The organism is Streptomyces polyrhachis, from assembly GCF_042663125.1.
Lineage (GTDB): Bacteria > Actinomycetota > Actinomycetes > Streptomycetales > Streptomycetaceae > Streptomyces > Streptomyces polyrhachii.
Genome location: NZ_JBHSZO010000020.1, coordinates 1 through 23,604, shown reverse-complemented (window position 1 = coordinate 23,604; position 23,604 = coordinate 1). Strand labels below are relative to the sequence as shown.

Annotated in this window: 23 protein-coding genes, 1 tRNA gene and 2 pseudogenes; 11 read left to right on the top strand and 15 right to left on the bottom strand. The window is 74.5% G+C overall.

Annotated elements, in window-relative coordinates; translation table 11 throughout:
- Positions 1 to 80 precede the first annotated feature (80 nt).
- Positions 81 to 674: a TetR/AcrR family transcriptional regulator gene (locus ACFQLX_RS14375; RefSeq protein ID WP_386414962.1), complete on the top strand. Its 594-nt coding sequence runs from the start codon at positions 81 to 83 to the stop codon at positions 672 to 674.
- A 78-nt stretch (positions 675 to 752) separates the two neighbouring features.
- On the opposite strand, the gene ACFQLX_RS14370 is transcribed toward ACFQLX_RS14375, so the two are convergent.
- The 6 genes from ACFQLX_RS14370 to ACFQLX_RS14345 all read right to left on the bottom strand — a co-directional run bounded on the left by ACFQLX_RS14370 (position 753) and on the right by ACFQLX_RS14345 (position 5,026).
- Complete coding sequence (locus tag ACFQLX_RS14370) at positions 753 to 1,967, bottom strand: acyl-CoA dehydrogenase family protein (RefSeq protein WP_386414960.1); 1,215 nt, start codon at positions 1,965 to 1,967, stop codon at positions 753 to 755.
- 6 nt (positions 1,968 to 1,973) lie between these two features.
- Positions 1,974 to 2,996, bottom strand: a complete 1,023-nt coding sequence (locus ACFQLX_RS14365) for a phosphotransferase family protein (protein ID WP_386415089.1) — start codon at positions 2,994 to 2,996, stop codon at positions 1,974 to 1,976.
- Between the two features lie 110 nt (positions 2,997 to 3,106).
- Positions 3,107 to 3,613, bottom strand: a complete 507-nt coding sequence (locus ACFQLX_RS14360) for a gluconokinase (RefSeq protein ID WP_386414959.1) — start codon at positions 3,611 to 3,613, stop codon at positions 3,107 to 3,109.
- Between the two features lie 126 nt (positions 3,614 to 3,739).
- Positions 3,740 to 4,048 carry a DUF202 domain-containing protein gene (locus ACFQLX_RS14355; RefSeq protein WP_386414957.1) on the bottom strand — a complete coding sequence of 103 codons (309 nt, stop codon included), beginning with the start codon at positions 4,046 to 4,048 and terminating at the stop codon, positions 3,740 to 3,742.
- A complete protein-coding gene (locus ACFQLX_RS14350; protein ID WP_386414956.1) occupies positions 4,045 to 4,431 on the bottom strand; it encodes a YidH family protein in 387 nt (128 codons plus the stop codon). The genes ACFQLX_RS14355 and ACFQLX_RS14350 overlap by 4 nt, the downstream gene beginning before the upstream one ends.
- Positions 4,432 to 4,480: 49 nt before the next feature.
- Positions 4,481 to 5,026, bottom strand: a complete 546-nt coding sequence (locus ACFQLX_RS14345; protein ID WP_386414955.1) for an NUDIX hydrolase — start codon at positions 5,024 to 5,026, stop codon at positions 4,481 to 4,483.
- A 35-nt stretch (positions 5,027 to 5,061) separates the two neighbouring features.
- Between ACFQLX_RS14345 and ACFQLX_RS14340 the strand changes: the two genes are divergently transcribed.
- The 3 genes from ACFQLX_RS14340 (at position 5,062) to ACFQLX_RS14330 (ending at position 8,655) form a co-directional block, all read left to right on the top strand.
- Positions 5,062 to 6,249, top strand: coding sequence for a thiolase family protein (locus ACFQLX_RS14340; protein WP_386414952.1), 1,188 nt, complete (start codon positions 5,062 to 5,064; stop codon positions 6,247 to 6,249).
- 72 nt (positions 6,250 to 6,321) lie between these two features.
- A complete protein-coding gene (locus ACFQLX_RS14335; protein ID WP_386414951.1) occupies positions 6,322 to 6,972 on the top strand; it encodes a Pr6Pr family membrane protein in 651 nt (216 codons plus the stop codon).
- A 30-nt stretch (positions 6,973 to 7,002) separates the two neighbouring features.
- Positions 7,003 to 8,655 (top strand): FAD-binding dehydrogenase, encoded by a 1,653-nt coding sequence (locus ACFQLX_RS14330; RefSeq protein ID WP_386414948.1) that lies wholly within the window; start codon positions 7,003 to 7,005, stop codon positions 8,653 to 8,655.
- 86 nt (positions 8,656 to 8,741) lie between these two features.
- On the opposite strand, the gene ACFQLX_RS14325 is transcribed toward ACFQLX_RS14330, so the two are convergent.
- The 4 genes from ACFQLX_RS14325 to ACFQLX_RS14310 all read right to left on the bottom strand — a co-directional run bounded on the left by ACFQLX_RS14325 (position 8,742) and on the right by ACFQLX_RS14310 (position 13,010).
- Positions 8,742 to 9,443 (bottom strand): nucleotidyltransferase domain-containing protein, encoded by a 702-nt coding sequence (locus tag ACFQLX_RS14325; RefSeq protein WP_386414946.1) that lies wholly within the window; start codon positions 9,441 to 9,443, stop codon positions 8,742 to 8,744.
- Between the two features lie 58 nt (positions 9,444 to 9,501).
- A complete protein-coding gene (locus tag ACFQLX_RS14320) occupies positions 9,502 to 10,515 on the bottom strand; it encodes a hypothetical protein (RefSeq protein WP_386414944.1) in 1,014 nt (337 codons plus the stop codon).
- Between the two features lie 138 nt (positions 10,516 to 10,653).
- Complete coding sequence (locus ACFQLX_RS14315) at positions 10,654 to 12,090, bottom strand: AMP-binding protein (RefSeq protein ID WP_386414943.1); 1,437 nt, start codon at positions 12,088 to 12,090, stop codon at positions 10,654 to 10,656.
- A gap of 80 nt (positions 12,091 to 12,170) precedes the next feature.
- A complete protein-coding gene (locus ACFQLX_RS14310) occupies positions 12,171 to 13,010 on the bottom strand; it encodes a S1 family peptidase (RefSeq protein ID WP_386414941.1) in 840 nt (279 codons plus the stop codon).
- 109 nt (positions 13,011 to 13,119) lie between these two features.
- Here ACFQLX_RS14310 and ACFQLX_RS14305 point away from each other — a divergent pair, with 109 nt between their 5' ends.
- Positions 13,120 to 13,815 carry a maleylpyruvate isomerase N-terminal domain-containing protein gene (locus ACFQLX_RS14305; RefSeq protein WP_386414940.1) on the top strand — a complete coding sequence of 232 codons (696 nt, stop codon included), beginning with the start codon at positions 13,120 to 13,122 and terminating at the stop codon, positions 13,813 to 13,815.
- Between the two features lie 32 nt (positions 13,816 to 13,847).
- Here the strand turns inward: ACFQLX_RS14305 and ACFQLX_RS14300 are convergent, their stop codons facing one another.
- The 3 genes from ACFQLX_RS14300 to ACFQLX_RS14290 all read right to left on the bottom strand — a co-directional run bounded on the left by ACFQLX_RS14300 (position 13,848) and on the right by ACFQLX_RS14290 (position 17,950).
- Positions 13,848 to 16,631 (bottom strand): hypothetical protein, encoded by a 2,784-nt coding sequence (locus tag ACFQLX_RS14300; protein ID WP_386414938.1) that lies wholly within the window; start codon positions 16,629 to 16,631, stop codon positions 13,848 to 13,850.
- A gap of 52 nt (positions 16,632 to 16,683) precedes the next feature.
- Positions 16,684 to 17,796: an ABC transporter substrate-binding protein gene (locus tag ACFQLX_RS14295; RefSeq protein WP_386414936.1), complete on the bottom strand. Its 1,113-nt coding sequence runs from the start codon at positions 17,794 to 17,796 to the stop codon at positions 16,684 to 16,686.
- 70 nt (positions 17,797 to 17,866) lie between these two features.
- Positions 17,867 to 17,950: transfer RNA gene (locus ACFQLX_RS14290), tRNA-Leu, on the bottom strand.
- A 143-nt stretch (positions 17,951 to 18,093) separates the two neighbouring features.
- On the opposite strand from ACFQLX_RS14290, the gene ACFQLX_RS14285 reads away from it, so the two are divergent.
- From ACFQLX_RS14285 to ACFQLX_RS25770, 5 genes and pseudogenes are all read left to right on the top strand, one after another.
- A complete protein-coding gene (locus ACFQLX_RS14285) occupies positions 18,094 to 19,422 on the top strand; it encodes a M20/M25/M40 family metallo-hydrolase (protein WP_386414934.1) in 1,329 nt (442 codons plus the stop codon).
- Positions 19,423 to 19,666: 244 nt separating this feature from the next.
- The gene (locus ACFQLX_RS14280; RefSeq protein WP_386414932.1) at positions 19,667 to 19,900 is read left to right on the top strand and encodes a chaplin; all 234 of its coding nucleotides are present in this window, start codon (positions 19,667 to 19,669) and stop codon (positions 19,898 to 19,900) included.
- Positions 19,901 to 20,039: 139 nt separating this feature from the next.
- Positions 20,040 to 20,597 (top strand): annotated as a pseudogene (locus tag ACFQLX_RS25780) (chaplin); the annotation flags it as partial.
- Positions 20,598 to 20,648: 51 nt separating this feature from the next.
- Positions 20,649 to 20,954 (top strand): annotated as a pseudogene (locus ACFQLX_RS25775) (chaplin family protein); the annotation flags it as partial.
- Positions 20,943 to 21,464, top strand: a complete 522-nt coding sequence (locus ACFQLX_RS25770; protein WP_417846323.1) for a chaplin family protein — start codon at positions 20,943 to 20,945, stop codon at positions 21,462 to 21,464. The pseudogene ACFQLX_RS25775 and the gene ACFQLX_RS25770, both read left to right, overlap by 12 nt.
- A gap of 67 nt (positions 21,465 to 21,531) precedes the next feature.
- Here the strand turns inward: ACFQLX_RS25770 and ACFQLX_RS14270 are convergent, their stop codons facing one another.
- Entirely contained in the window at positions 21,532 to 21,720 is a 189-nt protein-coding gene (locus ACFQLX_RS14270) for a DUF5703 family protein (RefSeq protein ID WP_386414929.1), read from the bottom strand.
- A gap of 47 nt (positions 21,721 to 21,767) precedes the next feature.
- Between ACFQLX_RS14270 and ACFQLX_RS14265 the strand changes: the two genes are divergently transcribed.
- Positions 21,768 to 22,526, top strand: coding sequence for a hypothetical protein (locus tag ACFQLX_RS14265; RefSeq protein WP_386414927.1), 759 nt, complete (start codon positions 21,768 to 21,770; stop codon positions 22,524 to 22,526).
- Positions 22,527 to 22,550: 24 nt separating this feature from the next.
- Here the strand turns inward: ACFQLX_RS14265 and ACFQLX_RS14260 are convergent.
- On the bottom strand, positions 22,551 to 23,604 hold a 1,054-nt coding region (locus tag ACFQLX_RS14260; protein ID WP_386414925.1), incomplete at its 5' end, for a hypothetical protein.

Below are 23,604 nucleotides of genomic sequence, written 5' to 3'. Positions count from 1 at the left end.
CCGCGCTTCCTGGGGGAAGATGTCCCCGGCCGGCGCGTGCGGAGCCGCCCCGGCCGCCGAACACGGAAGAGGTGTGCCCCATGACCACGGCTGAGGATGCCGCGAGCGCGACGGTTCCGGAGCGGCTGCTCGCCGCGGCCACCCGGCTCTTCGCCGAACACGGCTTCGAGCGCACGTCGGTGCAGCAGATCGTGGAGGCGGCCGGCGTCACCAAGGGCGCGCTCTACCACTACTTCGGCTCCAAGGACGACCTGCTGCACGAGGTCTACGCCCGGCTGCTGCGCCTGCAGCAGGAGCGCCTGGACCACTTCGCCGCCCTGGACGCCCCGGTGCAGGACCGCCTGCGGCAGGCCGCCGCCGACGTCGTGGTCACCACGCTGGAGAACAACGACGACGCGACGATCTTCTTCCGCTCGGTGCACCTGCTCGCGCCGGAGAAGCGCAAGGAGGTCCGCGCCGACCGCCGCCGCTACCACGACCGCTTCCGCGCGCTCGTCGAGGAGGGGCAGGCCGCCGGGGTCTTCGCCGCCGACACCTCCGCCGACCTGGTGGTCGACTACCACTTCGGCGCGGTGCACCACCTCGGCAGCTGGTACCGCAAGGGCGGACCGCTCACCCCGGCCCAGGTGGGCGAGCACATGGCGGAGCTGCTGATGCGGGCGCTGCGGCCGTAGGGGCCCGCCTGACGGTACGAGGCGGCGGGGGCGCGGGAGTCCGGACTCCCGCGCCCCCGCCGCCCGTTCAGGGCCGGCTCACAGGTACTTCTTCAGCTCCCGCCGCGCCAGCGAGCGCTGGTGCACCTCGTCGGGGCCGTCCGCCAGCTGCAGGGTGCGCGCCCCCGCGTACAGCTCGGTCAGCGGGAGGTCCTGGCTGACGCCCGCCGCCCCGTGCAGCTGGATCGCCCGGTCGATGATGCCCACCACCGTGCGCGGCACCGCGACCTTGATGGCCTGGATCTCGGTGTGCGCGCCCCGGTTGCCGACGGTGTCCATCAGCCAGGCCGTCTTCAGCACCAGCAGCCGCAGCTGCTCCACCGCCACCCGCGCGTCGGCGATCCAGTTCTGTACGACCCCCTGCTCGGCCAGCGTCCTGCCGAAGGCCGTCCGGTCCAGCGCGCGGCGGCACATCAGCTCGATGGTGCGCTCCGCCATGCCGATCAGCCGCATGCAGTGGTGGATACGGCCCGGCCCCAGCCGCGCCTGCGCGATGGCGAAACCGGCGCCCTCCTCGCCGACCAGGTTGGCGGCGGGGACCCGTACCCCCTCGAAGACGACCTCCGCGTGGCCGCCGTGCAGATGGTCCTCGAAGCCGAAGACGTGCATGGCGCGCTCGATGGTGAGCCCGGGGGCGTCGCGCGGCACCAGGATCATCGACTGCTGGCGGCGCGGGTCCGCGCCCTGCGGGTCGGTCTTGCCCATCACGATGAAGACCGCGCAGTCGGGGTTCATCGCCCCGGAGATGAACCACTTGCGGCCGTCGATGACGTACTCGCCGCCCTCGCGGCGGATGTGCGTCTCGATGTTGGTGGCGTCGGAGGAGGCCACCGCCGGCTCCGTCATCGCGAAGGCGGAGTGGATCTCGCCGGCCAGCAGCGGGTCCAGCCAGCGCGCCTTCTGATCGGCGGTGGCGAACTGGAGGAGCAGCTCCATGTTGCCGGTGTCGGGGGCGTTGCAGTTGAGGGCGAGCGGGGCCAGGTGCGGGCTGCGGCCGGTGATCTCGGCGAGCGGCGCGTACTGCAGGTTCGTCAGCCCGGCGCCGTACTCGGCGTCGGGGAGGAAGAAGTTCCACAGCCCGCGCTTGCGGGCCTCGGCGCGCAGCTCGCGCACGATCGGCGGGTGCACCCAGGGGTCGTCCTGCGCGGCGAGCTGCTCGTGGGCGAGCGCCTCGGCCGGGTAGACGTACTCCTCCATGAAGGCGAGCAGCGCCGTGCGCAGCTCCTCGGTGCGGGCGTCGTAGGCGAAGTCCATGGCGGGTCAGCCCTCCTGCAGGGATGCGAGACCGTGCGCGACGAGGTGCGGCACGACCTCGCCGATGCTGTCGAAGCCGCCGCCGACGGTCTGGCCGAGGCGGTAGCGGTAGTGGATGCCCTCGGCGATCACCGCGAGCTTGAAGTAGGCGAAGGCGCAGTACCAGTTGATGGCCGAGACGTCCCGGCCGGAGCGGGCCGCGTAGCGCTCGATCAGCTCGGAGACCTCCGGATGGCCGGGCGCCGTACCGGTGTTGGAGACGGCCGCGCCCGGACCGGCCTCGCGCGAGCTGTACATCGCCAGCAGCCCCAGGTCGCTCAGCGGGTCGCCCAGGGTGGACATCTCCCAGTCGAGCACGGCCGCGACGCGGTCGTCCGCGCCGGCCAGCACGTTGTCCAGCTTGAAGTCGCCGTGCACCACGGTCGGCGCCGGGGAGGCGGGCAGCGACCGCGCCAGCCGGTCGCGCAGTTCGTCGATGCCGGGCAGCTCGCGGCTGCGCGAGGCGGCCAACTGCTTCGACCAGCGGCGCAGTTGGCGCTCCAGATAGCCGTCCGGGCGGCCGAAGTCGGCGAGCCCCACCGCGGCGGGGTCGACCGCGTGCAGCTCGACCAGCGTGTCCACCAGGCCCAGCACCAGCTCCCGGGTGCGCTGCGGCCCGATCCGCGCGAGCCGGCCGGCCGTGCGGTAGCAGGTGCCGGCGACGAACTCCATCACGTAGAACGGCGCGCCCAGCACCTCGGGGTCCTGGCACAGCAGCAGCGGCTCCGGCACCGGTACCGAGGTCGGGTGCAGCGCACTGATCACCCGGAACTCGCGCGACATGTCGTGCGCCGTGGCCAGGACGTGGCCCAGCGGCGGGCGCCGGACGACCCACTGGGCCGCGCCGTCGGTCACCACGTACGTCAGGTTGGACTTCCCGCCCTCCACCAGGTGCGCGCTCAGCGGCCCGGTGGCCAGGCCCGGCCGGGCGGCGTCCAGGTGGCGGCGCAGCGCCTCGGGCGCCAGCCCCGGTGGGTGGGTGTCGCCGATGTCGCCCATGTGTGGTCCTCTCCCTCGCGCGGTCGTCCCGGATCATGATGCCGACCAGTCGGTATGTAGTCCAGGGGGCGGCGGGATCGGGAAATCCCGAAGGGAGGGTCCTACGCGGCGCGGACCGCCTCGGCCGCGCGGTCCACCGTGGTGGCCAGATCACCGTCGATGGGCACCCGCGCGCCGTTCTCGCCGGGCTGAAGCGGCTGCAGCTCCGCGAGCTGCGAGTCGAGGAGGTGGTGCGGCATGAAGTGCCCCCTGCGCGCCTCCAGCCGGCCCGCGATCAACTCGCGCGAGCCGTCCAGCTGGACGAAGAACACCCCCGGCGCGCTGGCCGCGATCCGGTCGCGGTAGCTGCGCTTGAGCGCCGAGCAGGCGACGACCGCGCCGGTCTCCCTGCGCGCCTCCAGCCAGTCGGCGACGGCGTCCAGCCAGGGGCCGCGGTCCTCGTCCGTGAGCGGCGTCCCCCCGGACATCTTCTCCACGTTGTCCGCGTCGTGGAAGTGGTCCCCGTCGGCGAACGGCACACCGAGCCGCTCCGCCAGCAGCCGGCCGACCGTGGTCTTCCCGGACCCGCTGACGCCCGTCACGACGACGAGCGGCGGGTGTGCGGACATCGCGGATGCGCCTCTCGTACGGGTGGACGACGTCTCGAACCTACCCAGCGCCCCGCCGCCGCGCATGCGCCGGGCGGCGGGGCGTGGGCTGTTCGTGCGACACGCACCGACGCGGCGGCCCGGGGCTCAGCCCAGCGCCAGCGCCCCGCAGAGCGCCAGCGCCACCACGCACAGCGCCGTCCCCCAGACCGTCCCCAGCGCCACCACCGCGGGCCGCGCCGCCGCCAGCGCGCCGATCCGCCGCTGGGCCAGGGCGAGCAGCGCCAGCCACACCAGCACGACCGCCGCCGCGTACGCCGCCGGCCCGCTCCCGTGCACCGCCGCGCGGACGCCGAGCAGGGCGGCCACCGCGGCGGCCAGGGTCGTACGGCGCCAGGCCAGCCGGGTGCGCTCGGGCTGCGCGCCCGGATCACGCCCGCCGGACGGCACGCTCACCGGACCAGCACGAGCGCCGCGACCAGCGCCACCGCCGCCAGCGCCGCCGCCAGCGCGAGCACCGCCGGGAAACGCGACGGCGGCAGGTCCTCGCCCCGGCGCATCGCCCGCTCGCAGCGCACCCAGTGGTTCACGGCCCGCACCGCGCACAGCGCGCCGCCCGCGAGGAGCACCAGCGCGACCGTGAGGCGCACCGGGGCGTCGAGGTCCGTCAGGAACTGGTCCGCCGCCAGCCCGCCGCCGACCAGGGCCAGCGCGGTGCGGATCCAGGCCAGGAAGGTGCGCTCGTTGGCCAGCGAGAAGCGGTAGTCGGGCGTGGTGCCCTCCGCACGCAGACGGGCGGGGGAGAACCACAGCTTCACGGAGGAGGGAAGATCGCGCACACCTTCGACCTTACGCGGGGGTCCTGTGCGGGGATCCTGCGCGGCGGTCTTACGCGGGCCGCCCCTTCCCCAGCGCCCGAAGCTCCTCGTACGCCGCCAGGCCGTCCGGCACCCAGTCCCACTGCCCCAGCCGCGCCGCCAGCTCCTCCGGCGTCAGGAAGGTCCACCAGTCGACCTCCTCCGCCTGGGGCGCGACGGCGTCCGAGGGCAGCGCCACCTCGTAGACGCGCGCCCACTCCCGGACCTCCGGCGTCTCGTAGCGGAAGGGGAACAGCTCGCGCGGCGCGGGCAGCCCCGCCACCCCCAGCTCCTCCTCCGCCTCGCGCAGCGCCGCCAGCTCGTAGGACTCGCCCGCGCCGACCACCCCGCCGACGAACATGTCGTACATCGAGGGGAAGACCAGCTTTCCGGCGGTGCGGCGGTGGACGAAGATCCGCCCGCCCGGATCGCGGGCCAGGACGAACACGCAGCGGTGGCGCAGTCCCCGGGCGTAGACCTCGGCACGGCGCAGCTGCCCGGTGACCTGGTCCATCTCGTCCACGATGTCAAGGAGTTCGTCCGCGGAGAGTCGATCGTCCGCTGTCTCTTTCGTCATAGCCCCATCCAATCCTGTCGCCTACAGTCGCCGCCATGGCCGCTGTGTACGTAGTCGACGCTGTCCGTACCCCCATCGGGAAGTACGCCGGGGCGCTCGCCGGCACCCGCCCCGACGATCTCGCCGCGCACGTCGTGCGCGAGCTGGTCGGGCGCAGTCCCCGACTCGACCCCGCGCGGATCGACGACGTCTACTTCGGCAACGCCAACGGCGCCGGCGAGGAGAACCGCGACGTGGCGCGGATGGCCGTGCTGCTCGCGGGCCTGCCCGTCACGGTGCCGGGCGTGACCGTCAACCGGCTCTGCGGCTCCGGACTGGAGGCCGTCATCCAGGCCGCCCGCGCCATCGCGGCGGGCGACGCCTCGATCGCGGTGGCGGGGGGCGTGGAGTCCATGACCCGCGCCCCGTACGTGCTGCCCAAGCCCGAGCGGGCCTTCCCCGCCGGTGCGCAGGCCATGCACTCCACCACCCTGGGCTGGCGGATGGTCAACCCCGCGATGCCGGCCGAGTGGACGGTCGGGTTGGGGGAGGGCGCCGAGCTGCTCGCCGAGAAGTACGGGATCGGGCGGGCGGAGCAGGACGCCTTCGCCCTGGACAGCCACCGCAAGGCGGCCGCCGCGTGGGAGGCGGGGGCGTACGACGGGGAGGTCGTGCCCGTACCGGGTACCGACCAGGTACGCGACGAGTGCGTGCGGCCCGGGGCGTCGATCGAGGCGCTGGGAAAGCTGAAGCCGGTGTTCCGCACCGAGGGCGGCACCGTCACGGCCGGCAACTCCTCCCCGCTCAACGACGGGGCGGCGGCGCTGCTCCTGTGCGACGAGGCGGGCCTGGCGGAGCTGGGACGCGAGCCGCTGGCCCGGATCGGGGCGAGCACGGTCACCGGGGTGGAGCCGCAGCTCTTCGGGTTCGGGCCGGTGGAGGCCGTGCGGCGGGCGCTCGCCCGGGCCGGGCGCTCGCTGGGCGAACTGGACGTCATGGAGCTGAACGAGGCCTTCGCCGCGCAGGCGCTGGCCTGCCTGGGCGAGTGGCCGGAGCTGGACCGGGCCGTGGTCAACCCGCGCGGCGGCGCCATCGCGCTGGGGCACCCGCTGGGCGCCTCCGGCGCGCGGCTCGCGGGAGCGGTGGCGCACCAGCTGGCGGCGCGCGGCACCGCCGGGACCGGGCTGGCGACGCTGTGCATCGGGGTCGGGCAGGGACTGGCACTGGTGCTGGAGCGGGACTGAGGGGCCGGGGGGCGAACCCCTGACCAGCGCCTCCGGCCCGGGTACCGGCGCCGTACTGGAACAATGTGCCGAATGTGGAAGATCATCGTATTCGGCTGGCTCCGGCTCGGCCTCGGCGTCCTCGCCGCGGTCGCCCTCGGGTTCCAGGCGCACCGGGCCGCCGGCTACGGCGCCCTGGGGAACTACTTCAGCTACTTCACCATCCTCAGCAACGCCGCCGGAAGCGTCGTCCTCCTCCTGGGGGGCGCCGCCGTGCTGCGGGGCCGCCCCTCGCCGGTGCCCGACGCGGTGCGCGGGGCGGTGACGGTCTACCTCGCCATCACCGGCGCGGTCTACCAGCTGCTCCTGGCCCACCTGCCCGGGCAGGACGTCATCCCGTGGGTCAACACCGTCACCCACCAGGTGATGCCCCTGGCGGCCGTGGCGTACTGGCTGGCCGACCCGCCGCGGACCCGGACCGGCCTGCGGACGGCCGCGGGCTGGCTGGCCTTCCCGCTGGCCTATCTCGGCTACAGCCTGCTGCGCGGGCCGCTGGTCGACTGGTACCCGTACCCCTTCGTCGATCCCCGCGAGCCCGGCGGCTACGGGCACGTCGCCGGGCAGTGCGCGGGAGTCACCGCGGGGTTCCTGCTCGCCGTCGCGCTGATCGCCTGGCTGGGCAACGTGCGCGGTGCGCAGGTGCGCAGGCGGTTGACGGACGGGCAGCCGCTCAGCAAGATCTGACCCACCAGTAGCCAGCCAGGGGGAGCAGCCGTGTCCTACGACGCCGACGTCATCGTGATCGGAGCGGGGCTCGCCGGGCTCGCCGCCGTCGTGGAGCTCGCCGAGGCGGGCCGCAGGGTGATCCTCCTGGACCAGGAGCCCGAGCAGTCGCTCGGCGGGCAGGCGCACTGGTCGTTCGGCGGGCTGTTCTTCGTCGACTCGCCCGAGCAGCGGCGGCTGCGGATCAGGGACAGCCGCGAGCTGGCGATGCAGGACTGGCTGGGCACGGCCGGCTTCGACCGCGAGGAGGACCACTGGCCCCGGCAGTGGGCCGAGGCGTACGTGGACTTCGCCGCGGGCGAGAAGCGCCCGTGGCTGCACGCGATGGGCGTGCGCTGGTTCCCCGTGGTGGGCTGGGCCGAGCGCGGCGGCTACGACGCGCAGGGCCCCGGCAACTCCGTGCCCCGCTTCCACATCACCTGGGGTACGGGCCCCGGGCTCCTCGCCCCCTTCGAGCGCCGGGTGCGCGAGGCCGTCGCCAAGGGCCTGGTCGAACTGCGCTTCCGCCACCGGGTGACGGGGCTCGCCCGCAGCGCCGGCGCGGTCGACACGGTGCGCGGGGAGGTGCTCGTGCCCAGCGGCGTCGAGCGCGGCGTGGCCAGCAGCCGGGAGACGGCGGGGGAGTTCGAACTGCGCGCCCAGGCCGTGGTCATCACCTCGGGCGGCATCGGCGCCAACCTGGAGCTGGTACGCAAGAACTGGCCGGCCCGGCTGGGCAGGGCGCCCGAGCGGATGCTCTCCGGGGTGCCCGCGCACGTGGACGGCGAACTGCTCGGCATCGCGGAGGACGCCGGCGCCCGGCTGATCAACCGCGACCGGATGTGGCACTACACCGAGGGCGTCGAGAACTGGAACCCGATCTGGGCCCGCCACGGCATCCGCATCCTCCCCGGCCCCTCCTCGCTCTGGCTCGACGCCCGCGGCCGCCGCCTCCCCGCCCCCCTCTTCCCGGGCTTCGACACCCTCGGCACGCTTGAGCACATCATGCGCTCGGGCCACGACTACACCTGGTTCGTCCTCAACCAGCGCATCATCGGCAAGGAGTTCGGCCTCTCCGGCTCCGAGCAGAACCCCGACCTGACGGGCAGGTCCGTACGCGAGGTGCTGGGCCGCGCCCGCCAGCCCGTGCCCGGCCCCGTCAAGTCGTTCATGGAGCACGGCGCCGACTTCATCGTCGAGCGCGAACTGCCCGACCTGGTACGGCGGATGAACGAGCTGACCGGAGAGGCGCGCATCGACGAGGCCGAACTGCGGCGCACCATCGAGGCCCGCGACCGGGAGACCGCCAACCCCTACACCAAGGACGCGCAGATCACCGCGATCCACGGCGCCCGCGCCTACCTCGGCGACAAGCTCATCCGCACCGTCCCCCCGCACCCGGTCCTCGACCCGGCGGCCGGCCCGCTCATCGCGGTGCGGCTCAACATCCTCACCCGCAAGACACTGGGCGGCCTGGAGACGGACCTCTCCTCCCGCGTCCTGACCGCCGACGGCACCCCCCTCCCCGGCGTCTACGCGGCCGGCGAGGCGGCCGGCTTCGGCGGCGGCGGCGTCCACGGCTACCGCGCCCTGGAGGGCACCTTCCTCGGCGGCTGCCTCTTCTCCGGCCGCACGGCGGGACGGGCGGCGGCGGGGGCGGTGTAGGGGCGTACGGGGTTGCGGCGTACGGGAGTCGGCCACGTACGGGAGCCGCCGGCACCGGAGGCCCCCGTACGGGAGCCGGCGGCTTCTCAGCCGCCGGCCAGCCCCCTGCTCCGTACCGACACCAGCCACGCCTGAACCCGCTCCCCGTCCGGCTCCTCCGGCAGCGGGCTGGCCGGCAGCGCCGCGTCCAGGGCGGCCGTCAGCTCCGCGCGCCAGGCCGTGATCCGCGGCCAGGGGACCTCGCCGCGGCCCACGGCCAGCAGGCGGTCGCGGTGCGGGCCCGCGTCGATGTCCATGGCGCCCGTGCGCAGCAGCTCGCCGGCGCTCAGCAGCAGGCGCAGCAGGTGCAGGACGTGCTTCCACTTCGGGGCGCCCTCGCGGTCCAGGCGGCGCTGGGCCTTCGCCAGCTGGCTGTCGGCGTAGCGGCCGAAGGTGCGGTGGACGCGGCGCGAGAGGAAGGCCGGGGCCAAGGCGCGCAGCTCCGCGCCCAGTTCGGTGCACCGCTCGACCTGCGGGGAGTGCAGCACCTCCAGCAGGTTCGGGTTGCCCGCGAGCGCCAGCTCGCAGAAGCGCTCCACCTCCCAGCTGAACTGCTCGGGAAGCGGGCCCGCCACGTGCCGCGGCGGCTTCGCCAGCCGCCAGAAGTCCCGCGTCGGGGCCGCGTACACTCCCCGGCGGTCCGTGTCCGACGCCTCGGTGGCCAGCCCGAAGGAACGCGACCCCGCCACCACGGACAGGATCGTGTGCTTCTCGACCAGCAGCTTCTCGTACGGTGTCACGTCCGGCATGCGACCCATCGTGCAGGCCGCGACGCCGCGGGGGCCACCCGGTTTCGCCGCGTACGCCCTACGCCGCGGCCACCGCCGCCTGCGCCGCGGCGGGAACGGCCGCCTGCCGCCCCGCGTGCGCCCGGCGCTCCCGGGCCGCCGCCGCGACCATCAGCAGCGCGCCCGCGGCCAGCCACAGCGCCAGCGTCAGCACCCGGCCGGCGATCCCGCCGCCGAAGTACAGGACGTCGCGCACACCCTCCACGAAGCCGGCGCCGGTGTAGAAGGAGTGCAGGGCGCCGAAGAAGCCGTTCTGCAGGTCGGGGCGGTAGATGCCGCCGGAGCTGGTGAAGTTGAGCATCACGAACAGGACCATCAGCGCCAGGGTCGTCCACTGCTTCAGGAAGGCGTGCAGCCCCAGGCCGAAGGCGACGACGCCCGCCGAGTAGAGCCAGCCCAGCGCCCAGACGGTCGCGTGGGCGTGGTCGACCACGCCGAAGACGGGCCCGGCGGTCACGATGCCGATGACGCTCACCGCGAACGAGGCCGCCAGCCCCGCGCCCGCCCGCATCCGCATACTCAGGCGAGCGGCCCCGGCGTTGAGCACCGTCGCCGAGCCGTACGAGCCGATGCTCAGCGTGACCAGCAGGAAGAAGATGCCCTGCCCGGTCGGATCGCCCGCGCCGGTCGGCTTGACGTCGGTCACGGCCAGCGGCACGCCCTGCTTGGCGGCGACGGCCTGGAAGACCGCCTCGGCCGCCATCGCGGAGGTCTCGGAGTTGGCCTTGGCGATCAGCACCTCGGGATGCCGCGCGTCGGGCACGAAGGCGCCCACCAGCTCCCGGTCCGCCAGCGCCTCGCGCGCCTCGCCGGCGCTCGCCACGGTCGTCACGTCCAGCGCGTCGCCCGCGCGGTCCTTGACGGTCTGCGCGAGGACCCGCGCCTCGGGGGTGGCGCCGACGATGGCGACCTTGAGGTGGCGGGGCTCGGGCTGGTGGAAGGCGCCCTGGTAGGCGAGGGCCATACCGAGGCACATCAGCAGGGGGGTGAGCAGATGCACGGCGAGGTGCTTGAGCACGTGCGAGGTGGGCATCGGAGTAGGTCCCTCGTTCCGGTGGTCAACGGCGTATGTAATTAGCTTAGGCAACTTATGTACTCTACATCTACCGTGGTGGGGTGCGCCCCGCTCACGGGATGCGCACCCCGTGGCGTAGGTCTCAGCCGAAGGCCCTCAGCCGCCCAGCGACCGCTTCAGCACCTTGCCCATGTCGTTGCGCGGCAGCGCGTCGAGATAGCGCACCGCCCGCGGCCGCTTGTGCGGCGCCAGCGTCCGCGCCACGTGATCGGCCAACTCCCCGGCGGACGGCGGCGCCACGCCGGGCCGCGCCACCACCCAGGCGACGATCCGCTCGCCGAGGTCCTCGTCCGGCTCCCCGGTGACCGCCGCCTCCGCCACCGCCGGGTGCTCCAGCAGCGCGTTCTCGATCTCGCCAGCGCCGATCTTGTAGCCGCCGCTCTTGATCAGGTCGGTGGCGCGCCGGCCCACGATCCGGAAGCGGCCGGCCGGGTCGCGTACCGCCATGTCGCCGGTACGGAACCAGCCCTCGCGGAAGGCCGCCTCGGTGGCGTCCGGGCGGTTGAGATAGCCGGTGAAGAGGTTCGGCCCGCGGACCTCGATCTCCCCGACGCCCTCCCCGTCCCACACGGTGACCTCCGCGCCGTCCTCGTCCACCAGCCGCGCCGCCACCGACGGCAGAGGCACGCCCACCGTCCCCGCGCCGTCCGGATCGCCCGGGACGACGGAGGTGTTCATCAGCGTCTCGGTCATCCCGTAGCGCTCCACGACCCGCCGCCCGGTGGCCGCCGTGATCCGCCGGTGGTCGTGCGGCGGCAGCGCGGCGGAGCCGGAGACCAGCAGCCGCGCGCCGGCGAGGGCCCCTGCCAGCGCGGGATCGTCCGCCAGGCGCTCGGCGAGGCGGTGGTACATGGTCGGGACGCCGAAGAGCACGGCCGTACCCTCGACGTCACCCAGCGCCGCCGTGACGGCCTCCGGGGAGAAGCGCCCCAGGTGCCGTACCGTCCCGCCGCGCCGCAGCGGCCCCAGGACGCCCAGGATCAGGCCGTGGACGTGGAAGAGCGGCAGCGCGTGCACGACCGTGTCGGCGCCGGTCCAGCCCCAGACCTCCGCGAGGTCGTCCAGGGAGGCGGCGAGGGCGCGGCGGGGGAGGATGACGCCCTTCGGGGGGCCGGTGGTGCCGGAGGTGTAGACGATCAGCGCGGGCGCCTCCGGGTCGCCCGGCCCGGCGGGCAGCGGCGCCGCGGGCGCGGCGAGGGGCACGTCGAGGCGCTCGACCCCGGCCAGCCCGGCGGGCAGCAGGGCGCCCGGCGCCGCCAGGACGAGATCCGGCGCGCTGTCGCCCACGATGTGCGCCAACTCCCCGTCCCCGATACGGGGATTGAGCGGCACGGCGGGGATCCCGGCCAGCAGCGCCGCGACCACCGCCACGGCGGTCTGCGGCTCGGGCGTCGCCCAGACCGCGACGCGGCGCGCGGAGCCGAGCCGCGCGGCGAGCGCGGAGGAGGCGGCGGCGAGGTCGCCGTAGCCCGTCCGGGTCTCGCCGAAGTGCAGGGCGGTGCGCGGGGGTTGGGCGTGCAGGGCGGGGAACATCGGGCTCCTCGGACATCGTCGCGGGCGGACCCCGCCGCCCGGCACGTACGCACCGGGCGGCGCGGTCCCCGCACGCGCCCCTACAGGTTCGCGTCCAGGAACGCCTGCGCCGGCGCCGAGTCCGTGCGGTACTCGAGGTTCGGGCCGTCGCAACGGTAGCTGAACGTCCAGGTGTTGATGCCCACCACCGTGTCGCCGTGGAAGAGCGGTCCGCCGGAGTCACCGAAGCAGACACTCTTGGTGATCTTGACGAACCGGTCGGGGAAGGCGTCCCGGGCGTCGATGACCGACACGTCGCGGTAGCTGCGCACCCCGTCGAAGATGCTGACCGCGCGCGGCGAGCCCGCGCTGCCGGTGACGTAAGCGTCGGTGCCGTAGCCGGCGGCGGTCAGCGTGACGGAGTCGAGGTCGAGGCCGTCGAGATAGCCCGGCCCGGCGACCGGAGCGGGCGTTACCCCCTGGACGGGCGCCTTGAGGAAGACGAGGGCGATGTCCTCGTGGCCGGGGGAGAGGTAGCGCTGCTTGGAGTTGCCGACGCCCGGCGAGGCGCCCAGCCACTGCGGGTGGAGCACGATCCGCTCGGCGGCGTGGCCGGCCGCCGACTCGTCGGACCCGACGGCGAAGGAGACGCTGAGATCGTCCACGCCCAGCCCCGGATCGCCGGGCGGCGCACCGAAGAAGTCGAGGCAGTGCGAGGCGGTGAGCACCACGTCCGGCCGGATCAGCGTGCCCGAGCAGAACACCGGGAACCGCCCGTCCCCGACACTCGCCTGCAGGGCGCCGACGGCGGCGTAGCGGTTGTCCGTGTCGTCCGTACCGCCGACGATGGCGTGCGCGGGCGCGGCGGTGGCGAGAAGTCCCAGCGCGGCCACGGCGGCGAACAGGGCGGTAGACCTGAGCTTCCTGAGCTTCCTGAGCATGAATCCCTCCCCTGATGCGTTCCTGACGTACGTTCACGAGCGATGCGGGGGGCAGTAGAGACCATGCGCGCCAACCGCCCCGCGCAAACCAGTTGTTACGCTCCACGCCATGCGCGAGCCGACGGCACCCACCGACCCCAAACTCGACGCCGAGGACGTACGGCGGGCGGTCGCGCTGGCGGTGGCGGCACTGCGGGACGCGGACCGCGACGCTCAGGCGTGGCAGGCGCGGGCCGGAGAACTCGACTGGACGTGCCGGGAGACGCTGGAGCACCTGGCCGACGACCTGTTCACCTACGCCGCCCGCTTCGGACTGGCCGAACCGCCGACAAAAGGACCGCTGCCTTTCCGTACGGGCGCAGACCGCCCGGGCGCCCCCGAGAACGCCGTCTTCGCGGACCGCTCCGCCGCCCCCGCCGGCCTGCTCACCCTGGTGGAGGCGTGCGGCGGCCTGCTGGCGGCGGCCCTGCGGTCAGCACCGCCCGGCACGCTCTCGTACCACGTCTTCGGCACCTCGGACCCGGAGGGCTTCGCCGCCATGGCGATCGTCGAGACCCTCGTCCACACCCACGACATCACCCAGGGCCTCCACCTGCCGTGGACGCCGCCGGCCGACCTGTGCGCCCGTACCCTCGACCGCCTCTTCCCGCACGTCGCCCCCAGCAGCGACCCCTGGCGCACCCTCCTGTGGGCCACCGGCCGCAGCGCCCTCCCCGACCGCCCCCGCCTCACCCGGTGGCGGTGGTACGGGGCACCCCGCACGGCAGCCGATCGTCCGGCGGCAGCCGGGTCGGCCGGTACCTGAGCCCTCAGCCCCGGGCCCTCAGCCCCGGGCCCTCAGCCCTGGGCCCGCGCCCAGAGCGCCGGCCAGCCGCCCCCGCCCAGCCACGAGCGCCGCACCCCCAGCCCGCCGGCGGCGACGCGATCCCAGAACGCGTCCGGATCGGCCCCGAGTTCGCAGACCCCGGCCAGCGCGCGGCGCCACGGCCCCGACGGATCCGACAGGGTGCTCGCCGGATAGCCGGGCACGGTGACGGCCCGGGGCGGTGCGACCTCGGCCAGCTCACGCGCCGGAACGCGCAGGGTGGCGGTGGCCGTCAGCGCGCAGAGCAGCGGCACCGTCACCCGCCGGTTGAGCGCTGCGGCGAGCAAGGGGTCGTCGGCGCAGACGAGTTGGCCGAGCACGGCACGGATCCGCCGGGCGGCCGTCTCCAGCCGGTAGGCCGCCCCCACCTCCGGCGCCCGCACGAGTCGGCGCAGCGACCTGGGCAGCGGGGCGTCGCCGGTCAGCGACTCCAGACCGGCGTACCGTTCCCGCAGTACGGGGTCGAGCCGGCCGATCGCGTCGGTCAGCGGGCGGTGGGAGGTGGCCTCCCACAGGCCGATCAGACCGCCCTCGCCGATGACCCGCCGGCACGATGCGGTGAGCGCGGCCGTGTCCGTCCTGCGCAGCCGTACGAGCGCCGACTCCGGTGCCGTAGCGGCGAGTTCGGCAAGGGCGGCCGGCACCGTGGCCGGCGTGAGCAGCGCGGTCAGCGCGGGCCCCGCGACCTCGTGCACGGGAGGCGACACGCGGCGCCGCGGCGGCCGCTCCTCCTCACGCGGCCCGGGCCGGGGCGGCTCGGCGCCCGGCAGGGTGCCGACCCAGGCGCGGAACAGGCGCACCAGCTCCGGATCCGGGCTGTTGTTGAAACGCCCCGCGACCTCCTCCACCCGCCAGCCCCGCGCGGCCGGCCGCATGGGCCGCAGCTCCGCGTTGGCCAGGACGGTGCCGTGCTCGTCGCAGAGCGCGAGCAGCCCGCAGTGGCCCGCGCGGGCGCGGTCGGCGTAGTGCGGTCCCGCGATGCAGTTGCCCATGTACGCCGCCCAGTCGGCCAGCGTGCGCACCCCGTGCGCGAACCGCACCCGCGTCCCGGTTCCGGGGAGGACCGCGCCGTCGACGGCGGCCAGCGCCGACGGGACGGCGAACTCCCCGTCGAGCGCTGCCGATACGTCGATCGCGGCGAGCAGCCCCGCCGTCAGTCCGTCCCAGCTCCGTACGCCCTTCGGCGGCCGGGCGCCGAAGGAGACGAGCTGGGCGGTGGCGGCGGCGGCAAGGGCCACGGAGTCCAGCCGCGGGGTGAGCGGGTCGCCGGCGGCGGGCGGATCGGGGTCGAGCCAGTCGACGTCCTGCGCGGGGACCGCGCGCTCGTGACCGTACAACCGGGCCTGGGCGTCGAGCAGTTCCACGTACCAGAGCAGGTCGCCGACGACCTCCCCGCCGTCCGGGGCGCCCAGTCGCTCCACGAGCGGGGTGGTCGGCCCGAACCACCGCGCGAGCCACGGCGGCGGCGCCGGTGCGTCGGCCGGGTCGCGGCCCGCGGGCGGACCGGCCGCCTCGCGCCAGTGCCGCATCGTCGCGGCCGCCCAGTCGTGGACGATCCGCGTCGGCAACTCCTGTACCTGCTCGACCAGTTCCTCGCCCACCAGCACGGCGTAGTCGCGCGCGTGGGCCAGCCGCTGGCGCACCGCCGCTTCGAAGCGGGCCTCTCCCCGGCGCGGGGAACGCAGCAGGCCCACCAGCTCCCGCACCTGGACGCCGGGCCGGGCCGGGAGCCCGACCAGTCCGGGAATCCGGCGGTTGGCCTGGTAGACCGCCTGGTCGCCGAACCGGTCGCCGACCAGGGCGAGCATCGGTTCCATCCGCCGCAGCCCCTCTGCCACGCCGTGGTCGGTGACGGCGACGGCGGTGTCCAGCAGCACCGTCGCCGCGCGGGCGTCGTCCACCAGCCGGTGCAGGACCGCGTGCAGTGCGTGGTCGCGGGGCACCCAGCGGGCCGCGGCGCCCACGCTCGCGGGCGTACGCCGATCGCGCCCGGCCGTGAAGTCGGCCAGGAAGACGTCCTCCTCGTAGCGCTTGCGCCGCTCCCGCAGCGCCTCCTGCCGCCCCTGCCGCGCCTGGGTGGCCAGCAGCCGCACCCGCCGCCGCGCCCGGGCGTGCCGCGCGAGCACGCGCTCCCAGAGGTCGAGCAGCAGATCCGCCCGCCGGGCCGCAGGCACCGCCTCCAGCACCTGCCGCAGCTGCGCGGCCAGTACGGACGGCAGTACCTCGCCCACCGGATCCACCCCGGCCGGCGCGCTCAGCGCCAACACGCCCTCCAGCTGCTCGGGCCCGAGCACGTCACTTGCCGCGGCGGCCAACCGCACGGCGCCCCACCGCTCTTCGCGTACGGCCGCCGCGGCCGCCGCCCCGACCCGCTTGGTGGCGCCGGGCCCGAACAGGGCCACCAGTACGGCGCCCCGCTCACCGAGCCGCCCGGCCCCCTCCGCCCCGAGCACCCGCAGCGCGGCGAACACGGCATCGCGCGGCTCACCGCGCCCCCCGGCGAGCCGCGCCGACCGGAACCCGGCACCCAACTCGACCCCGGCCCCCGCCGCGACCACCCCGCCGGCGGCGACCAGCCGCCCCAACTCCGCCAGCGCGGCCCGTACCCCTCCTTCCGGAGCGTCTCCCGGCCCCACCGCCGCAGCCGCACCGGCCGCGGCGACCGCCCCGTTCCCCCACCTCGCGGGCCCGCTCGCCCCGTCCACCCACACCGAGTGACCGTCCACGGTCACCCCACCTGCCAGTTCAACTCTCATCGCCCAGCATGATGAGCCCGCACCGGAGCGCCCGGCCAGTGGTTTTCCGCCCTCAGTCCGTGTGCAGGACCCGGAAGCGACCGGGCCGCGCCGGATCGCGGTCGGCGACCTGGACCGGCGCCCAGGTCCACTGCCACACGCCGATGCCCGGTACACGGGTGAAGCGGATCGGCCCGCGCGTGCCCTCGACGGCGACCTGCGGCCAGGCCGCGGCGATGCGCGCCGGGTCCGTGCCGTGGGAGCGCAGCACCTCGGCGAGGACGGTGACCGTGTCGTAGCCCTCGAAGGCGACGAAGGAGGGCGCCTCGGACAACTGCTCGCGCAGGGCCGCCCCGACGCGGGCGCCGAGCGGGGTGAGGCGCTCGGGCAGGTAGCGCAGGAACGGGACCGCGGCGCCGTCGCCGCCCAGCGACGCCTCCCAGTCGGCGAACTCCGGCTGCCCGGCCGGAGCGCCGACCAGGACCCCGGCGAGACGCGGGTCGCGGCGGACGGCCCGGACGAGCGGCACCGCGGGCTCCGGGTGGCCGACCAGGAGCAGGAGGGCGCTCGCGCCGTCGGCGGCGAGCGCGTCGCACACCGCTGCGGGGGTGAGCGCGCTCATGTCGAGTTCGACGACGGTCCCACCGCGCGGGGCGAGGTACTCCCGCAGCACCCGGGTCCCGGCGGCCCAGTAGGCGCTCGGCTGGGCCGCCACGGCGATACGGCGGTGGCCCGCGCCGAGCAGGAAGTCCGCGTAGACGCGCCAGCCGCGGGACTGCGCCGGGGCCAGGCGCGCGACCCACGGTGTGCGCTCCTCGGTGAGCACGTCCAGCACCGCCGACGAGCACAGGAACGGCAGCCCGAGCGCGTCGGCCCGGACGGCGGCGGCCCGGGCGACGACGCTGTGGTACTCGCCCGCCAACGCCGCCACTCCCAGGCCGGCCAACTCCTCCACAGCCGCCTCGGCCCGCCGCGGATCGGCCGCGGTGTCCCGCACCACCAGCTCCAGCGGCCTCCCGCCGACCCCGCCGGCACCGTTGGCATCACGGACGGCCGACTCCAGACCGGCGAGCAACTGCCGACCGGCCCCGGTCCAGCCGGGCCGACTCAGCGGGACGAGCGCCCCGATCCGAACGGACGACCCGTCAAGGGCCTCCGTACCGGGCGGAGATGGTGGTGTGTGCATATTCTGGCGTCCCCCTGCAACGCAAACGGTGCCGACCGGCAACCGGTCGACACCGCAGACGCACCACTTGTGTCCGAGGGGGGACTTGAACCCCCACGCCCGTTAAGGGCACTAGCACCTCAAGCTAGCGCGTCTGCCATTCCGCCACCCGGACCGGGTCGTCGCCCCTGCGGGGCGGCTGCCCCTTGACGACGCGGACAACCATAGCAAAGGAAGCCGGGTGTCGATCACCCCGGCCTTGGGCGCGGGCGGCGCGCGCGGCAGGATGGGGACGTACCACCGAACCCAGGAGGCGAAGTGACCCAGTCGGCGCAGGGGAGTCAGGCCGTACGCGGCGAGGACGAGGTCGTGGAGCTGTGCCGCGACCTCATCAGGATCGACACCAGCAACTACGGCGACCACTCCGGGCCCGGGGAGCGCGCCGCCGCCGAGTACGTCGCGGAGAAGCTCGCCGAGGTCGGCCTGGAGCCGGAGATCTTCGAAGCCGCTCCGGGGCGCGCCTCCACCGTCGCGCGGATCGAGGGAGAGGACCGCTCGCGGCCCGCGCTGCTCATCCACGGCCACACCGACGTCGTGCCGGCCAACGCCGCCGACTGGACCTACGACCCCTTCTCCGGCGAGGTCGCCGACGGCTGCGTCTGGGGCCGCGGCGCGGTCGACATGAAGGACATGGACGCGATGACCCTCGCGGTCGTACGCGACCGGCTGCGCTCCGGCCGCAAGCCGCCCCGCGACATCGTGCTCGCCTTCCTCGCCGACGAGGAGGCCGGCGGCACCTACGGCGCGCGCTACCTCGTCGACAAGCACCCCCGGCTCTTCGAAGGCGTCACGGAGGCCATCGGCGAGGTCGGCGGCTTCTCCTTCACCGTCAACGAGGACGTCCGCCTCTACCTCATCGAGACCGCCCAGAAGGGCATGCACTGGATGAAGCTGACCGTCGACGGGACGGCCGGCCACGGCTCGATGACCAACAACGACAACGCCATCACCGAGCTGAGCGAGGCCGTCGCACGCCTGGGGCGGCACAGGTTCCCCGTCCGCCTCACCAAGTCCGTACGCGGCTTCCTCGACGAACTCGGCGACGCCCTCGGCACGGAGCTCGACCCCGAGGACATGGACGCCACGCTCGCCAAGCTCGGCGGCATCGCCCGCATCATCGGCGCGACACTGCGCAACACCGCCGCCCCGACCATGCTCGGCGCCGGCTACAAGGTCAACGTCATCCCCGGCCAGGCCACCGCGCACGTCGACGGCCGCTTCCTGCCCGGCTACGAGGAGGAGTTCCTCACCGAGGTCGACCGGGTTCTGGGACCGCGCGTGCGGCGGGAGGACGTCCACGCGGACAAGGCGCTGGAGACGAGCTTCGACGGGGCGCTGGTCGACGCGATGCAGGCGGCGCTGAAGGCGGAGGACCCGATCGCGCGGGCGGTGCCGTACTGCCTCTCCGGCGGTACGGACGCGAAGTCCTTCGACGATCTGGGCATCCGCTGCTTCGGCTTCGCCCCCCTGAAGCTGCCGCCGGAGCTGGACTTCGCGGGCATGTTCCACGGGGTGGACGAGCGGGTGCCGGTCGACGGGCTGAAGTTCGGGGTGCGGGTGCTGGACCGCTTCCTCGACGCCTGCTGAACTGGGGCCTGCTGAACGGGGCCTGCTGAACCGGGGCCTGCTGAACGGGGCCTGCTGAACCGGGGCCTGCTGAACAGGGGCCGGGCATCGGGCGATTCACTCATCGCTGTGCGTAATCGGAAGCCCGTACGCATGCTGGCCGATTCGGGTGAATGACACCATAGGTTCGTAGCTTGATTGCTTCATCTTCGTTGCTTCAGGGTGCAGTCCGCGGCTGGGACTGCACCGTCAATGAGGAGGAAGAATGATCAAGAAGGTTGTCGCCACGGTGGCTGCCACCGGTGGCCTCGTGCTCGCGGGAGCGGGTATCGCGACCGCCCACTCCGGTGCCCAGGGTGCCGCGGTGGACTCCCCCGGCATCCTGTCCGGCAACGTCGTGCAGGCGCCCATCCACGTGCCGCTGAACGTCTGCGGCAACACCATCAGCATCCTCGGGCTGCTGAACCCCGCTTTCGGCAACAGCTGCGTCAACAAGTGACGTTGTGCCGGTGCCCGTGAGGGTATGGCCCGGTCGGCCCCGGAGCGCGCGCGGCGCGCTCCGGGGCCTGCTGGGCATCCGGCGACCGGGAGGTCCCCCGGTCGCAGTTCCAGCAAGGTAAGTAAGGCAGGAAACACCCATGCGACATGTCGCAAGGAAGAGCCTGGTCACGGTCGCCGCCACGGGCGGCGTGCTGGTCGTGGCGGGCGGCTCCGCGTTCGCGGGCTCCGGCGCCACCGCCGAGGTCACCGACTCGCCGGGCATCCTCTCGGGCAACACCGTGCAGGCGCCCGTCAGCGTCCCGGTGAACGTGTGCGGCAACACGGTCAACGTCCTCGGCGCGCTCAACCCGGCGAGCGGCAACGAGTGCGCGAACGAGGCGGCGGACGACCCGGCCGCCCCGACCGCGACCGCCACCACGGAGGACTCGGGCGGCATCGCCTCCGGCAACATCGTGCAGGCGCCGATCAGCGTCCCGGTGAACGTGTGCGGCAACACGGTCAACGTACTGGGTGTGCAGAACCCCGCGACGGACAACGAGTGCTCCAACACCACCGGTTCGGGCCCGACGGCCGAGTCCTCCGACTCCGACGGCGTCGCCTCCGGCAACATCGTGCAGGCGCCGGTCACGGTGCCCGTCAACCTCTGCGGCATCTCGGTGAACGTCCTCAGCGGCGAGAACCAGGCCCTCGGCAACACGTGTGAGAACACCACCGGTTCGGCCCCCACCGCGCAGACCTCGGACTCCGACGGCTCCGGCGGCCTCGCCTCGGGCAACGTCGTCCAGACGCCGATCACCCTGCCCGTCAACCTCTGCGGCCTCGGGGTGGACGTCCTCAGCGGCGAGAGCCCGGTCAGCGGCAACACGTGCGAGAACGGGGTCTCCGCGCCCCCCGTCGCGCAGACCCCGGGCACGGACGGCCCCGGCTCCACGGACCCCGGTTCCACCGGCCCCGGCTCCGGCAACGTCATCCAGGTCCCCGTCACCATTCCGGTGAACGTCTGCGACACCCCCGTCGTCGTCGGCGGCAGCGAGAGCCCGGTGACCGGCAACGAGTGCGAGAACGAGATCCCCGCGCCCCCCGTGGCGCAGACCCCGGGCACGGACGGACCGGGCACGGACGGCCCCGGCTCCGGCAACGTCATCCAGGTCCCCGTCACCATCCCGGTGAACGTCTGCGACACCCCCGTCGTCATCGGCGGCAGCGAGAGCCCGGTGACCGGCAACGACTGCGTGAACGAGACGCCGCAGACCCCGGAAACCCCGCAGACGCCGGAGACGCCGGAAACCCCTGAGACGCCGCAGACCCCGGAAACCCCGGAGACGCCGCAGACGCCCGAAACACCCCAGACCCCCGAGACGCCCACGGGCCACACGCCCTACACGCCCACGGGCAACACCCCCGAGGCGCCCGGCGCCCCCACGCCGCAGACCGGCGGCCCGGGTGAGCCCGTCGGCGAACTGGCGCAGACCGGCGAGTCGCTCGCCCTGGTGCTGCCCGCGATCGGCGGACTGCTGCTCGCCGGCACGGTCCTCTACCGACGCGCCCGCGCGGCGGCCTGAGCGCCCTGCCGCTGACACGCCCGACGGGGCGGACCACCGATCGCGGTGGTCCGCCCCGTCGGCGTCGTCACCAGGTTGCCCGAAGCTGGCGGATGATCCGCCGCCTCAGCCGCACCCGGCGGCTTCCGTCGGGGAAGAGCCGCAGCCGGTGCAACTCCCAGTGCCCGTACTCGGCATGGTCGGTCAGCAGTCGGGTCGCGGCGCTGCGGGAGACCCCGCGCGGCACGTACACATCACGAAACTCGTATTCCGCCATCGCATCCATTGTGCGTAAAGGGCCCCGGTACGGATAGCGTCTGCACTATGTCTGATGCTGCGCAGCCAGCCGCTGCCGAGGTACGCGCCGCCGCGGAGGCGCTGAAAGCCGCGATCGACCACCACCTCGGAGCCGTCGAGGGACGAGCCGGCGAGAGCGATCCGCTGGTCACGGACACCTTCGAGGCCCTGGCTGCTGCAGCCGAGGCGTACGACGAGGTGCTCTACGACGTCCACGACGAGGTCACCCCCTTCGAGATCCCGGGCAACGGCCCGCTGCCGGCCTACTCCGGCCCCGACGAGCCGCGAGGGCTGAGCGTGCTGATCCGCCGCGACTACGCGGTGGTCGACACCCACCGGCTGCTCGCCCAGGCCCAGCGGATCGCGGAGCTGGACCCGGACGTGATCGCCGGCCCGGCGGACGAGGAGGACCTCGCGAGCGTCGTGGGCAGCAGCCTCACCGCGGCGGTCGGCGTGCTCTTCGGCGAGTACGAGCCGGACGAACTGGCCTCCCGCCACCAGGAGTTCGGCCTCGCGGAGGGCGACTCGACGGTGTGGATCGTGGCGGAGGAGGAGCCCGCGGAGCCGGGGGAGTGGCTGGCCGCCCCCTTCGACCAGGCCGACCCGGAGCAGGTGATCTGCCGCTTCGACGTGAGCTCGGCCTTCGAGGAGGAGCTGGACTTCGACGACGAGGACGACGACGAAGACAGCGACGGGGACAGCGACACCGAGGACGACGACCTCGACGAGGAGGACGACCTCCTCGACGGCGACGACGAGTTGGAGCCGCTCGACCGCCGCCCCTGACCCGGGACCGACGGCCCCGGGCCGTCACACCCCCGGCTCCTCCCGCGGCGTCAGCAGCTCCCGCAGCCGCGTCGTACGCTCCCGGACCGGAGTGTGCGCGATCGCCTGGGCCAGCGCGGGGCCCGCGCCGTGGACGACCGAGACATGGCGCTCGCCCCGGCCGAAGGCCGTGTACGCCCAGGCCCGGGTCAGCTCGCGGCCCGCGTCGCCCGGGACCACCGCCACCGCGGCGGGCCAGCGCCGCCCCGCCGCCTGCTCGGCCGTCAGCGCCCAGGCGTGGCGCAGGGTACGGGCGACGAGCCCGGGCGCGACCACCGGTGAGCCGCCGTCCTCGCAGCGCAGCCGCAGCCCCTGCTCGTCCGCCGAGTGGACACGGGCCAGCAGCGTACGACCGGGAGCCGTGCCGTAGAGCACCCGGTCGCCCGGGTCGAAGCCGCCGAACGCGCCCGGGCCGGGGTTGAGCCGTGCCTTCAGCGCCTCGTTCAGCGCCCGCGTCCCCACCATGCCGCCCGGCGCCACGGCGATCACCTGGGTCTGCTCGGCCGGCACCCCCAGGGCGCGCGGCACGGAGTCGGCCACCAGCTGGACGGCGCGGTGCACCGCCTCGCCGGCGTCGCGCACCGGGACGATGACGACCTCCCGGCCCGGCGCCGCGACCTCCGCCAGCTCGCCGGCGCCGATCCCGGAGACCAGCTCGCCGATCGGCCCCGGATCGGGCGTACGGGAGACGACCCGCGGCCAGTCGGGGATCGCCGCGAGGTCCGCGAAGACCCGCCCCGGGCCCGCGGAGGGAAGCCCGGCCACATCGCCGCTGAGCACCAACCGGACCCCGTCGGGCAGCGCCTCCACGAGCGCGGCGGCCGCCTCCACGTCCAGCTGCGGCGCGTCCAGCACCACGAGCAGGTCGAGGGCCAGCAGCCCCTCCCCGTCACGCCCGGGCCCCTCGGTGCCGTCGAGCAGCCCGGCAACGGTAACGACCAGGGGGGAGCGGCCTGTTGGGTCCTCCGCGCCCGCCACCGTGCCCTCGGAAGGCTCCTGGGCGCCGCCGGAGTCAGGCCGGCCCGCCGCAACCGCGGCC